This is a genomic window from Ancylobacter sp. Lp-2, assembly GCF_020523795.1.
Classification (GTDB): Bacteria; Pseudomonadota; Alphaproteobacteria; order Rhizobiales; family Xanthobacteraceae; genus Ancylobacter.
Window position 1 is genome coordinate 145,269 of the sequence record NZ_JAJALI010000004.1, and the last position, 12,519, is coordinate 157,787.

At 66.6% G+C, this 12,519-nt stretch carries 8 protein-coding genes; 5 read left to right on the forward strand and 3 right to left on the reverse strand.

Annotated features, from left to right (window positions below; all coding sequences use genetic code 11):
* Position 1: 1 nt before the first annotated feature.
* Positions 2-1,873, reverse strand: a complete 1,872-nt coding sequence (locus LGR54_RS12080) for a sigma-54-dependent Fis family transcriptional regulator (protein ID WP_230362217.1) — start codon at positions 1,871-1,873, stop codon at positions 2-4.
* A gap of 243 nt (positions 1,874-2,116) precedes the next feature.
* Between LGR54_RS12080 and adh the strand changes: the two genes are divergently transcribed.
* From adh to LGR54_RS12095, 3 genes are all read left to right on the forward strand, one after another.
* The gene (gene adh / locus LGR54_RS12085; protein ID WP_230362218.1) at positions 2,117-3,634 is read left to right on the forward strand and encodes an aldehyde dehydrogenase; all 1,518 of its coding nucleotides are present in this window, start codon (positions 2,117-2,119) and stop codon (positions 3,632-3,634) included.
* Between the two features lie 128 nt (positions 3,635-3,762).
* Entirely contained in the window at positions 3,763-4,791 is a 1,029-nt protein-coding gene (gene adhP / locus LGR54_RS12090) for an alcohol dehydrogenase AdhP (protein ID WP_230362219.1), read from the forward strand.
* Positions 4,792-4,951: 160 nt separating this feature from the next.
* Positions 4,952-5,368 carry a DUF779 domain-containing protein gene (locus tag LGR54_RS12095; protein WP_230362220.1) on the forward strand — a complete coding sequence of 139 codons (417 nt, stop codon included), beginning with the start codon at positions 4,952-4,954 and terminating at the stop codon, positions 5,366-5,368.
* 23 nt (positions 5,369-5,391) lie between these two features.
* Here the strand turns inward: LGR54_RS12095 and LGR54_RS12100 are convergent, their stop codons facing one another.
* Both LGR54_RS12100 and LGR54_RS12105 read right to left on the reverse strand, forming a co-directional pair.
* Complete coding sequence (locus tag LGR54_RS12100; protein WP_230362221.1) at positions 5,392-6,327, reverse strand: response regulator transcription factor; 936 nt, start codon at positions 6,325-6,327, stop codon at positions 5,392-5,394.
* Positions 6,317-9,703: an ATP-binding protein gene (locus tag LGR54_RS12105; RefSeq protein ID WP_230362493.1), complete on the reverse strand. Its 3,387-nt coding sequence runs from the start codon at positions 9,701-9,703 to the stop codon at positions 6,317-6,319. The genes LGR54_RS12100 and LGR54_RS12105 overlap by 11 nt, the downstream gene beginning before the upstream one ends.
* Positions 9,704-10,169: 466 nt before the next feature.
* On the opposite strand from LGR54_RS12105, the gene urtA reads away from it, so the two are divergent.
* Both urtA and urtB read left to right on the forward strand, forming a co-directional pair.
* A complete protein-coding gene (urtA, locus tag LGR54_RS12110) occupies positions 10,170-11,450 on the forward strand; it encodes an urea ABC transporter substrate-binding protein (protein WP_230362222.1) in 1,281 nt (426 codons plus the stop codon).
* 95 nt (positions 11,451-11,545) lie between these two features.
* A complete protein-coding gene (gene urtB / locus LGR54_RS12115; RefSeq protein WP_230362223.1) occupies positions 11,546-12,472 on the forward strand; it encodes an urea ABC transporter permease subunit UrtB in 927 nt (308 codons plus the stop codon).
* Positions 12,473-12,519: the final 47 nt, after the last annotated feature.

Consider the following 12,519-nt stretch of genomic DNA (forward strand, 5'->3'; position numbering starts at 1 on the left):
CTCAGTGCGTGCTGAGCAGCCGTCGATAGAGCGTCGAGCGATTGATGCCGAGCGCCCGCGCCGCCTTGGAAACATTACCGCCATGGGCGTCCAGCGCACGCCGCATCGCCGCAAGCTCGATGGCGTCGAGATCGGCCGGCTCGGGTCCGGCCGCGGGCGCCGGGCCCGGCGGCGGCCGCATGCCCGCGGCCACTTCCTCGGGCAGCAGATCGAGGCCGACCGGCTGCCCCGGCTCGGCCAGGGCGGCGAGCATCCGGAGCGTGCCGGCGAGCTGGCGGAAATTGCCCGGCCAGTCATAGGCAGCCAGCCGCTCCTCGCAGCCGGCAGCAAGGGTAAGCCGTTCGTCCCGCGCCACCCGCCGCCAGAGGGCACGCACCGTGGACAGCCGATCCGGCAGATCGCGCACGGCCGACAACTCGATCGTGTAATGGGCGATGCGGAAATACAGGTCGGAACGGAACGCCCCGCTGTCGACAAGGCTCCTGAGATTGCGGTGGGTGGCGCAGACCAGCGCGAAATCGACGCCTACCGGCCGGCCGCCCCCCAAAGGCAGCACTTCGTGATCCTGCAGGACCCGCAGGAGACGGGACTGCAAGGCGACGGGCATGTCGCCGATCTCGTCGAGGAACAGCACACCGCCCTCTGCTTCGCGCAGCAGGCCCTTGCGACCATGGCGGCGGGCACCGGTGAAGGCGCCCTCCTCATAGCCGAATAGCTCGGCCTCGATCAGCGTTTCCGGGATGGCCGCACAATTGACCGCGACGAAGGGGCCGGCCGCGCGCGGTCCCCTGCGATGCACCTCGCGCGCCGCCATTTCCTTGCCGGTGCCGGTCTCGCCCTGGATCAGGACCGGCACGCCGGCATCGATCATCTTCACCGCTCGCAGCAGCGCGCGCTCGTCCGCCTCGCGCAGCAGGAGCTCGCCGAACTGCGGCAGGCCGCGCCCAACCGGCTTCTCCTTCGCCGGGCTCCGGGACGGGATCGTCGTCTCGCCATCGAGCCGACCGAATAGCACGTCCCCGCTCCTCGCCTCCAGCCGCGCAATGCCCGCCTCCTGCGGCAGCCGCTCGATCAGTTCGTCGATCTTGCGGCTGCCGAGCGCCGTCCAGTCGATGCCGAACAGGCCGAGGCCGTGCCGGTTGGCCGCCACCAGCCGTTCGCCGTCGAACACCAGCACGCCCTCGCGCGCGGTGCCGAGCAACGCCCGGTCGGCGCCGAGCCGCAGCACCCTCAGGCCGGAAAACCCTTCATCGAAGAAGCGGTGCTCGATCTGCTCGGCGGCGAGGCGCACCAGCCCGAGCGCGTGGCGATGGTCCACCGCCGCCGGCCCGGAAAGATCGAGCACGCCCACCGCGCGACCGAAGGGGTCCATGATCGGCGCGGCCGAGCAGCTCAATATGCCGTGCGGGTCGAAATAGTGCTCGCCGCCATGCACGGCGATTGGCCGTCCCTCCAGCAACGCCGTGCCCACCGCATTGGTGCCGGTCGCCGTCTCGCTCCAGTCCACTCCCGGCCGGAGCGCCACCTGCGCCGCGCGCGAGGCGAAGGCGGTATGGCCCCGCGATTCCAGGATCAGCCCGGACGCGTCGGTAAGAATGACGACGCAGCCGGTCTGCATCGCCTCGGCATGGAGGCTCTCGATCTCCGGCCGGCTCAGCCGCCGCAGTCGCTCGTTGCGCTCGCCGGCCTGGCGCAGTTCTCCCGCCGTCAGCGGCACCAGCGAGGGCAGCACCTGGTTGTCGAGGCCGAGATCGGCGCAGCGCCGCCATGAGCGCAGGATCGGTTCGGCGACCAGCGATTGCGGTGGCCGCCCCTCGTCGAAGAATTGCCGGCGGGCGGTGGAAACCGCTCGGGAAGCCGTGTCGGCTCGCATACGTTCCTCCCGGGGTGTCGCATTGTGCAACACATGTTCTTAGTTATTGTCGTTCTCTCCGACAGTTGTGGCAAAGTTCCGGCCCGCGGTCCACACCCTTTGTTTTGAAACCAATGTGAACTGAATTCTTAGACCAATGGTTTCAATATTTTGCTGTGCCGCGTCAACGATTTTGTGCGCCGCGACAAAGCTCTGGCACGGGCGGTGCAAACAAGGGTCCACCCAACCCGGGAGGAATCCAAAATGAACAAGCCTGAAATCGCCATTACCCGCCAGTCGCCCTTCAAGGCTCGTTACGGCAACTATATCGGCGGCCGGTTCGTCGAACCGGTGAACGGCCGCTATTTCGACAACACCTCGCCGATCACCGGCGGCAAGATTTGCGAGATTCCGCGCTCCGACAAGGACGACATCGAGCTCGCCCTCGACGCCGCCCACAAGGCGAAGGACGCCTGGGGCAAGACCTCGGCCGCCGAGCGCGCCCGCATCCTCAACCTGATCGCCGACCGGATGGAGGAGAACCTCGACACCATCGCGCTCGCCGAGACCTGGGACAACGGCAAGCCGATCCGCGAGACCACCGCGGCCGACATCCCGCTCGCCATCGACCATTTCCGCTACTTCGCCGCCTGCGTGCGTGCGCAGGAAGGCGCGCTCTCCGAGATCGACCACGACACCGTCGCCTACCATTATCACGAGCCGCTCGGCGTGGTCGGCCAGATCATCCCGTGGAACTTCCCGATCCTGATGGCGGTGTGGAAGCTCGCCCCCGCCCTCGCGGCCGGCAATTGCGTGGTGCTGAAGCCCGCTGAGCAGACCCCCGCCAGCATCCTGCTGCTGCTGGAGCTGGTCGGCGACCTGCTCCCGCCCGGCGTCCTCAATGTCGTCAACGGCTTCGGCCTAGAGGCCGGCAAGCCGCTCGCCTCCAACCCGCGCATCGCCAAGATCGCCTTCACCGGCGAGACCACGACGGGCCGGCTGATCATGCAGTATGCCAGCCAGAACCTCATTCCGGTGACGCTGGAGCTTGGCGGCAAGTCGCCCAACATCTTCCACAAGGACGTCACCGCCGAGGACGACGACTTCTTCGACAAGGCGATCGAAGGCTTCGTGATGTTCGCGCTGAACCAGGGCGAGGTCTGCACCTGTCCCTCGCGCGCGATCATCCACGAGAGCATCTATGACCGCTTCATGGAAAAGGCGCTGAAGCGCGTCGAAGCCATCGTGCAGGGCTCGCCGCTCGACCCGGCGACGATGATCGGCGCCCAGGCCTCCTCCGAGCAGTTGGAGAAGATCCTCTCCTATATCGACATCGGCAAGCAGGAGGGCGCTGAGGTGCTCACCGGCGGCGGGCGCAACGAGCTCGGCGGCGACCTGGCCGGCGGCTACTATGTGAAGCCGACGGTGTTCAAGGGCCACAACAAGATGCGCATCTTCCAGGAGGAGATCTTCGGGCCGGTCGTGTCGGTGACCACCTTCAAGGACGAGGACGAGGCGCTCTCCATCGCCAACGACACGCTCTACGGCCTCGGCGCCGGCGTGTGGAGCCGCGACGGCAACCGCGCCTATCGCTTCGGCCGCGCCATCCAGGCGGGCCGCGTGTGGACCAACTGCTACCACGCCTACCCCGCCCACGCGGCCTTCGGCGGCTACAAGCAGTCCGGCATCGGGCGAGAAACCCACAAGATGATGCTCGATCACTACCAGCAGACCAAGAACCTGCTGGTCAGCTACTCGCCGAAGAAGCTCGGCTTCTTCTGAGCCCGACTTTCTGCCCCCCGTCACGCGGGGTCAGATCAAGGATCAGCGGGATGGAATGCGCTTCCATCCCGCCGCGACCATGGTGGCCGGCGCATCCGGTGCCGGCGCGAACGGAGGTGAGAGCGTTCATGGCAAAGACGATGAAAGCGGCGGTGGTCCGCGCATTCGGCAAGCCCCTCGTCATCGAGGAAGTGCTGGTTCCCGAGCCCGGCCCGGGCCAGATCCAGGTCCGCATCCAGGCGTCGGGCGTGTGCCACACCGATCTTCATGCCGCCGAGGGCGACTGGCCGGTGAAGCCGAACCCGCCCTTCATTCCCGGCCATGAGGGCGTTGGCTACGTCTCCGGCGTCGGTGCCGGCGTCAAGCATGTGAAGGAAGGCGACCGCGTCGGCGTGCCCTGGCTCTACACCGCCTGCGGCCACTGCCCCCACTGCCTCGGCGGCTGGGAGACGCTGTGCGAGGAGCAGCAGAACACCGGCTATTCGGTGAATGGCGGCTTCGCCGACTATGTGATCGCCGATCCCAATTATGTCGGCCATCTGCCGGCCAATGTCGGCTTCGTCGACATCGCCCCGGTGCTGTGCGCCGGCGTCACCGTCTATAAGGGCCTGAAGATGACCGACACCAAGCCGGGCGACTGGGTGGTGATCTCCGGCGTCGGCGGGCTCGGCCACATGGCGGTGCAATATGCCCGGGCCATGGGCCTCAACGTCGCGGCGGTCGATATCGCCGACGACAAGCTCGACCTCGCCCGCAAGCTCGGCGCCGCTGTCACCGTCAACGTGCGGGAACAGGATCCGGTCGCGGTGCTGAAGAAGGAGATCGGCGGCGCCCATGGCGTGCTGGTCACCGCCGTCTCGCCCAAGGCGTTCAGCCAGGCGCTCGGCATGATGCGTCGCGGCGGCACGCTGGTGGCGAACGGGCTGCCGCCCGGCGCCTTCGACCTGCCGATCTTCGACATGGTGCTGAACGGCACCACGGTGCGCGGCTCCATCGTCGGTACCCGGCTCGACCTGCAGGAATCGCTCGAATTCGCCGCCGAGGGCAAGGTGAAGGCGACGGTGGAGCGGGGCAAGCTCGAGGACATCAACGACATCTTCGCCCGCATGCATGCCGGCAAGATCGATGGCCGCATCGTGCTCGACATCGCCGCTTGAGCGACCGGGACGCCGGGCGGCATTCCGCCGCCCGGCGTCCCGCAGCGATGACTTCCCCCGACCTCGCGCTTGTCGGCGGATCGTTCGAGGCCCATCTTCGAAACACCGATAGCCGCGCCACACCGACAAAACGAGCGCGGCGACGACACGGGAGGAGCCCATGACCGATACCCTCGCCGCCGATCCACTTGCCGCCGACATCGTTCCGCGCGTTCTCGCCACCGATGCGGCACTGGCGCTCATCGCCGAACTGCGCGGGGAATACGGGCCGGTGCTGTTCCACCAGTCCGGCGGCTGCTGCGACGGCTCTTCGCCCATGTGCTACCCGCAGGGCGACTACATCGTCGGCGACGAGGATGTGCGGCTCGGCGCCATCGGCGGCGCGCCCTTCTATATGAGCCCGTCGCAATTCGACTATTGGCAGCACACCCAGCTGATCATCGACGTCGTGCCGGGGCGCGGCGGCATGTTCAGCCTGGAGAATGGACGCGGCGTGCGCTTCCTCACCCGCTCCCGCCTGTTCACCGACGCCGACCTCGACCACCTCGCCCCCCTCGGCCGCGGCGCCGCGGCGTAACCGGCGCAGACCTCGCCGATCCCTCAGCGCGGCGTGAGCGCGGTGACCGCCAGCGCCGTCGCCGCCGCGCGGTTCTCAACGCCGATCTTCGAATAGATCTGCTCCAGATGTTTGTTCACCGTGCGCGGCGACAGGCCGAGGATCTCGCCTATGTCGCGGTTCGCCTTGCCGCGTGCCAGCCACATCAGCACCTCCGCCTCGCGCAGGGTGAGGTTGAGCCTGGCCTTGAGCACCTGCTCGGGTGCCAGCCCCTCGTCCTCGACGATGCGCAGCAATAATTCGTCCGGCCCGATCTGCCCGACATAGGACAGGCGCAGCCGCCGTGCCGCCCCCTCCACCGGCAGATCGATCGCCTCGCGGCCGGGTCCCGGCGCGCCATCGCTGCGCCGGTTGGCCAGCCAGCGGCGCACGGCTTCCGGCAGCAGGAAGGCGTCGCCGGGCGGCGAGACGGTGATGGCGGTGAGCAGCGCGGTCGCCTGCGGCGTGCTCCACAGCACCCGCCCCTGCGCGGTCGACGACATGAGGAAGCGGCCGGACGCGTCGAGCGCCGCCCGCGCGCTGTGCGTCTGCCGCGCATTGGCGAGATGCACGCGGATGCGGGCGATCAGCTCGAAGGGCGAGATCGGCTTGGTGACGTAGTCGACGCCACCGGCCTCCAGCCCCTTCACGATCTGCTCGGTTTCCGACAGGCCCGTCATGAAGATCACCGGCACATGGGCGATCGCCTTGTTGGCCTTCAGCCGGCGACAGGTCTCGAAGCCGTCCATGCCCGGCATCATCGCGTCCATCAGGATGACGTCGGGGGTGATGCGCTCGACGAGGGCGAGCGCATTGGCGCCCTCCACCGCCACCAGCACGGTGGCGCCGGCGGCTTCGAGCGCATCGGTCAACAGGCTCAGAGTTTCGGGCGAATCGTCCACCACCAGGACGATGTCGCGGCGCTCCACGCTATGCATCATCGCTGCGCAACGCCTCCAGTACGGCCATGTATTGCTTGAGGTCGAACGTGTCCATGAGGTCCCGCATATGCGAGACGAAGGCGCCATTTTCCGGCGAGTCCGCCTCGATCTCGGCGAGCTTGGCCTGGATGCCGCGCACATAGCCGATCTCGCCGAGCTTCATCAGCTCCTCGATATGCCCGCCCGCCGGCGGGCGCAGCGAGGCCGGAGCCACCGGCGCCGGCGGCACGACCTGGCCTTCGACGATCCATGTGAGCTCCAGCAGCTTCTCCAGTTTCTCCAGCAAGACGGCGAGCTGCACCGGCTTGGCCATCTGGTCGTCATGGCGCCGCGCGTCGAGCCCCTCGCCAATGATCTCGCCGGCATTGGCGGAGATCATCAGGACGCGCAGCCGCACGAAGCCTTCATCGCGCAGCTGACGCACCACCTCCCAGCCGTTCAGGCCCGGCATGGAAATGTCCAGCAGCACGAGGTCCGGTTCCCACTGCCGGACCATCTGCAGCGCCGCCACGCCGTCGGCGGCGGCGAGCACGGTGAAGCCGAGCGGCACCAGCACCTCGTGCATCAGGTCGCGATGCGCGCTGTCGTCGTCGGCCACCAGCACGGTGCGGCGCCGTCCGGCATAGCCGGCGATCCGCCGGTGCGGGATGGCGGTGTTCCGGCTCGGCCGCGGCACCTCCGACAGCATCAGCTTCACCCGGAAGGTGCTGCCGGCCCCCGGCACCGAGGTCAGCGAGATCTCGCCGCCCATGATCTCGGTGAGCAGCTTGGTGATGGTCAGGCCGAGACCGATGCCGGCGGTGGAATAGGTGCCGGCCCGCTCACCGCGCTCGAAGGGCTCGAAGATGCGCTTGTGATCGGCCTCGGGAATGCCGATGCCGGTATCCTCGACCTCGAACTCCGCCACCTGGTTGCGATAGGTGATGCGCAGCGCCACCCGGCCGGAGTGGGTGAACTTGATGGCGTTGGACAAGAGGTTGATGAGGATCTGCCGCAGCCGCTTCTCGTCGGTGTAGACCACCATCGGCAGCCGCTCCGGCCGGACATAGACGAAGTCGATGCCCTTGGCGGTCGCCTGCAGGCGGAACATGTCGACCAGTTGGTCGAGGAAATCGCCGATGCGCACCTCGTCGCGGGTGAGGTGCAGCCGCCCGGCCTCGATCTTGGAAATGTCGAGCAGCCCGTCGATGAGCCCCGAGAGATGCTCGGCCGAGCGCCGCATCACCCGGATCGAGTCGCGCCGGTGTTGCGGGATAGCCGCGTCGCGCTCCAGCAGCTGCGCATAGCCGAGAATGGCGTTGAGCGGCGTGCGCAACTCATGGCTGATGCCGACGACATAGCGGCTCTTGGCGAGGTTCGCCGCCTCGGCCACCTCCTTAGCCTTCTGCAACTTGGCGTCGGTGCGCTTGTGCGCCTCGATCTCGCGCATCAGCAGGGCGGTCTGCCGGTTGCTCTCCTCCTGCGCGACACGCCGGCTCTCCTGCGCCAGCACGAACAGCCAGGCGGCGACGCCGGCGATGATCAGCAGGATGAAATAGAGGGTGAACAGCATACCGCCGATCGCGTCGCGCTCGGCGGGCGGCGACAGCGCGGCCTGGAAATAAATCACCCCGAGAATGGCGCCGATCACTACCGCCAGCAGCGACAGCACGCCGATATAGTGGCCGAGCCGCGAATTGATGCGCGCCACCGCCCAGACCGGCAGCGTCGCCCGCAGCATGGCGAGGATCTGGTCTGGGAAGCGCGCCTCCTCCTTGCAGCGGTCGTGGCAGCGCGCGTCGAGCGAGCAGCACAGCGAGCAGATCGGCCCGGCATAGACCGGGCAATGCGCCATGTCCTCCGGCTCGAATTTGTGCTCGCAGATGCAGCACTTCAGCGTGCTGCGCCCCTCCCACTTCTTGGAGGCCTGGCGGGCGAGGTAGTAGCGCCCGCCGGTGCCCCAGGCGACGCCGCAGGCGGTGACGAAGGACACCACCAGCGCGACGAAGGGGGCGAAGGCCTGCAGCGCCGCGCCGAACAGGCCGGCGAAGGCGAGCACCGCGATGCCGGTGCCGGCCATCACCGCCGCGACGCCGACCGGGTTGATGTCGTAGAGATGCGCCCGCTTGAACTCGATGCCGGGCGGGCTCCAGCCCATCGGCTTGTTGACGACGAGATCCGCCACCAGCGCCGCCACCCACGCCACCGCGACGATGGCGTAGAGGCCGAGGATCTGCTCCAGCACCTTGTAGATACCGAGCGCCATCAGCATCAGCGCGATGGTGACGTTGAACACCAGCCACACCACCCGGCCGGGATGGCTGTGGGTCAGCCGCGAGAAGAAGTTCGACCAGGCGATCGAGCCCGCATAAGAGTTCGTCACATTGATCTTGAGCTGGGCGAGGATGACGAACAGCCCGGTGGCCACCAGCGCCGCCTGCGGCGACAGCCCGATCTCGAAGGCAACGAGATACATCTGCGTCGGCTCGGCCGCGTGGACGAAGGGCACGCCATGTGTCAGCGCGAAATAGGCGAGGAAGGAGCCCGCCAGCATCTTCAGCCCGCCGACGACGATCCAGCCCGGACCGGCCGACAGCAGCGCGAGCCACCACACCATGTTACGGGCCGCCGCGCTACGCCCGGGCGCCCGCCGGGGCAGGAAGCGCAGGAAATCCACCTGCTCGCCGATCTGCGCCACCAGCGCGAAGATCACCGTCGCCGCCCCGCCGAACAGCAGCGGATCGAAGGAACCGTCCGGAGCGCCGAGACGGCCGGCATAGCGCGTCCATTCACCCAGCGAATCCCCGCCGGCATAGATGACGAAGGCGAGCGGCACGATGTTGAGCAGCACCCAGGCCGGCTGGGTCCAGAGCTGGAAGCGGCTGATGAAGGTGATGCCGTGCGTCACCAGCGGAATGACCGCCAGCGCGCTGACGAAATAGCCGACCATCAGCGGCACGCCGAAGCACATCTCCAGCGCCAGCGCCATGATCGCCGCCTCGATGGCGAAGAACAGATAGGTGAAGGAGGCGTAGATCAGCGAGGTCAGCGTCGAGCCGATATAGCCGAAGCCGGCGCCGCGGGTCAGCAGGTCGATGTCGACGCCATATTTCGCCGCGTAGTAGCTGATGGGCAGGCCGGTGGCGAAGATCAGCGCGCAGACAACCAGGATGGCCGCCACGGCATTGTGGAAGCCGTAGGTGAGCGTCACCGCCCCGCCGATCGCCTCCAGCGCCAGGAACGACACCGCCCCGAGCGCGGTGTTGGCGACACGCAGCGCCGACCAGCGCCGCGCGCTCTTGGCGGTGAAGCGCAGCGCGTAGTCTTCCAGCGTCTCGTTGACGACCCACTGGTTGTAGCGGCGTCGCACGCGCACGATCTTCTGCTCGGCCGCCATGGTTTCCCGCCTCGCCGCCTCGACGCCCGACATACCTCCTGCTTCCTCCCACGCTTCGTTCTGCCGCCGGCCTCATCCGGGCCGGTCGCACGCCAGCAAGAAACGCACCACGCACGCATGGATTGCATCGCGCGCTCACGCACTCCGCGAAGGCGATCCATGAACTCGTGCCGAAATGGAAAATGAAAACGCCGGCAGGCCATGCCGACATCTGCCTTTTTCCACCATCCGAAAAGTAGAACCTCCACACCTCCCGCGCGCACTCCTGCACGCGCGCGTAAAAAAGAACGTCCGGCTCGTCGGAACCTGTTTCGCCAAGCTCGCAGACATGGTGAGGCTGGTGCCCGCAAACCCCTATACGTCAATCGACGTATTGCTGCCGCAGCTGATCACTCCCCACGATCAGGCCAACACAAGCACATCGGGAAGCTTGTTAAGGCCACGTCAAACCCGTGGAGGGGATCGCATGTCTTCGCATAACGACGGATCGGATAATTTTTCTTCGACGCGCCGTAGACTTCTGAAAGGTCTCGCGGCCCTTCCCGCCGCGCCTCTTCTTTCATCGACGGCGCTGTTTTCTTCCTCCGCCTTCGCTCAGGCGCCGGCGACCTCGGCGGTCAACACGACCGGTCTTGCCGTGACCGACACGGAAGTCACCGTCGGCATCCTGCACTCCGTCACCGGCACCATGGCGATCTCGGAGACCGGCTCGGTGCAGGCCGAGAAGCTCGCCATCGAGCAGATCAACGCCATGGGCGGCGTGCTCGGCCGCAAGATCAAGTTCATCCAGGAGGACGGCGCCTCCGACTGGCCCACCTTCGCCGAAAAGGCCAAGAAGCTGCTGGTCAACGACAAGGTCGCCGCCGTCATGGGCTGCTGGACCTCGGCCTCGCGCAAGGCGGTGCTGCCGGTGTTTGAGCAGTATAACGGCATGCTCTATTACCCGACCTTCTATGAAGGCCTGGAGCAGTCGAAGAACGTCATCTACACTGGCCAGGAAGCCACCCAGCAGATCCTTGCCGGCCTCGACTGGGTCAACAAGACCAAGGGCGCCAAGAGCTTCTACCTCATCGGCTCGGACTATATCTGGCCGCGCACCTCGATGAAGATCGCCCGCAAGCACATCGAGGCGCATCTCGGCGGCAAGGTGGCGGGCGAGGAATATTTCCCGCTCGGCCACACCCAGTTCAACTCGGTGATCAACAAGATCAAGCTGACCAAGCCGGACGTGATCTACTGCGCGGTGGTCGGCGGCTCCAACGTCGCCTTCTACAAGCAGCTCAAGGCCGCCGGCATCGACCTCAGCAAGCAGACGCTGCTCACCATCTCCGTCACCGAGGACGAGATCGACGGCATCGGCGGCGACAACATCGCCGGCGCCTATAGCTGCATGAAGTATTTCCAGTCGCTCGACAATCCGAACAACAAAGACTTCGTCGCCGCCTTCAAGAAGATGTGGGGCGAGAAGACCGTGATCGGCGACGTGACGCAGGCCGCCTATCTCGGCCCGTGGCTGTGGAAAATGACCGTCGAGAAGGCCGGCTCCTTCGACGTCGACAAGATCGCCGAGGCCTCGCCCGGCATCGAGTTCACCAAGGCGCCGGAAGGCTACGTCAAGATCCACCCGAACCACCATCTGTGGTCGAAGACCCGCGTCGGCCAGGCGCAGCTCGACGGCCAGTTCAAGGTGGTGTTCGAGACGCCCGACCTCATCGAGCCGGATCCGTTCCCCAAGGGCTACCAGTGATCGGCTGATGCTCCCGCCCGGAGAGGGTTCGCCCTCTCCGGGGCTCTTTCGGTTGTCGAGGACCGCGCCATCGGGCGCACGCCGGGGGATTTCTGATGTTTTCCGACTATTCGCTGGCCGAGCTCAGCTCCATCTTCATGATGCAGGGTTTCGCCGGGCTGATCCTGTTCTCGGTCTTCGTGCTCATGGCACTCGGCCTCGCCATCATCTTCGGGCAGATGGGCGTCATCAACATGGCGCATGGCGAGTTCATGATCCTCGGCGCCTATGTCACCTATTTCACCTCGCAATTTTTCCTGAACTACCTGCCATCGCTGTTCGGCATCTACTTTTTCGTCGCGATGATCCTCGCCTTCCTCGCCGCCGGCGCGCTCGGCATGGCGACGGAGTGGCTGATGATCCGCCATCTCTACAAGCGACCGCTCGACACGTTGCTGGCCACCTGGGGCCTCAGCCTCATCCTGCAGCAGGTCTACCGCTCTGTGTTCGGCCCGCGCGAGGTCGGCGTCGAGCTGCCGAGTTGGATGATGGGTTCGCTGCCCGTCACCGAGGTCGTCGAGGTGCAGATCAACGGCCTGTTCGTCATGGGCCTGACCATCGCCATCACCGTCGCGGTCGCCCTGCTGATGTACAAGTCGAGCTGGGGCAAGCAGGTGCGCGCGGTGGTGCAGAACCGCGTCATGGCCGGCGCGGTAGGCATCAACACCGAGAAGGTCGACCGCTACACCTTCGGCCTCGGCTGCGGCATCGCCGGCGTCGCCGGCTCGGCCTTCACCATGATCGGCTCGACCGGCCCGACCTCCGGCCAGCTCTACATCGTCGACACCTTCCTGGTGGTGGTGTTCGGCGGCGCGCAGAGCCTGCTCGGCACCATCGCCTCCGCCTTCACCATCTCGCAGGCGCAATCGACCATGGAATTCTTCCTGTCCGGCTCGATGGCCAAGGTCCTCACGCTGCTCGGCGTGGTCGTCATCCTGATGCTGCGGCCGCAGGGCCTGTTCGTCATCAAGGTCCGTCGTTGAGGAGATGCCCGTGACCACATCCGCTCCGACATCCGGCCGCACCTTCT

Coding starts and splice junctions, on each gene's coding strand:
- LGR54_RS12080 (WP_230362217.1), bottom strand. CDS start 1,873: ATGCGAGCCGACACGGCTTCCCGAGCGGTTTCCACCGCCCGCCGGCAA.
- adh (WP_230362218.1), top strand. CDS start 2,117: ATGAACAAGCCTGAAATCGCCATTACCCGCCAGTCGCCCTTCAAGGCT.
- adhP (WP_230362219.1), top strand. CDS start 3,763: ATGGCAAAGACGATGAAAGCGGCGGTGGTCCGCGCATTCGGCAAGCCC.
- LGR54_RS12095 (WP_230362220.1), top strand. CDS start 4,952: ATGACCGATACCCTCGCCGCCGATCCACTTGCCGCCGACATCGTTCCG.
- LGR54_RS12100 (WP_230362221.1), bottom strand. CDS start 6,327: ATGATGCATAGCGTGGAGCGCCGCGACATCGTCCTGGTGGTGGACGAT.
- LGR54_RS12105 (WP_230362493.1), bottom strand. CDS start 9,703: ATGGCGGCCGAGCAGAAGATCGTGCGCGTGCGACGCCGCTACAACCAG.
- urtA (WP_230362222.1), top strand. CDS start 10,170: ATGTCTTCGCATAACGACGGATCGGATAATTTTTCTTCGACGCGCCGT.
- urtB (WP_230362223.1), top strand. CDS start 11,546: ATGTTTTCCGACTATTCGCTGGCCGAGCTCAGCTCCATCTTCATGATG.